Origin of the sequence: Oryzibacillus soli (assembly GCF_051594765.1) — a bacterium.
In the GTDB taxonomy this organism is placed as follows: domain Bacteria; phylum Bacillota; class Bacilli; order Paenibacillales; family NBRC-103111; genus Paenibacillus_AR.
Genome location: NZ_JBPPGJ010000174.1, coordinates 1 through 202, shown reverse-complemented (window position 1 = coordinate 202; position 202 = coordinate 1). Strand labels below are relative to the sequence as shown.

The window sequence follows — 202 nt, the reverse complement described above, 5'->3', positions numbered from 1 at the left end:
GCGCACCCCTGATAAGGGTGAGGTCGGTGGTTCGAGTCCACTAAGGCCCACTTTATCCCCACATGGGGCCATAGCTCAGCTGGGAGAGCGCCTGCCTTGCAAGCAGGAGGTCAGCGGTTCGATCCCGCTTGGCTCCACCATTTAGACCATAAACTGACAGTTGCAACGTGCTGAAGGTTATGGTAAGATAGCATTCGCTGTT

1 tRNA gene is annotated in these 202 nt (G+C 55.4%); it reads left to right on the top strand.

Annotated elements, in window-relative coordinates:
- The first annotated feature begins 64 nt into the window (after window positions 1-64).
- A tRNA-Ala gene (locus ACSEXW_RS28565) sits at window positions 65-140 on the top strand.
- Window positions 141-202: the final 62 nt, after the last annotated feature.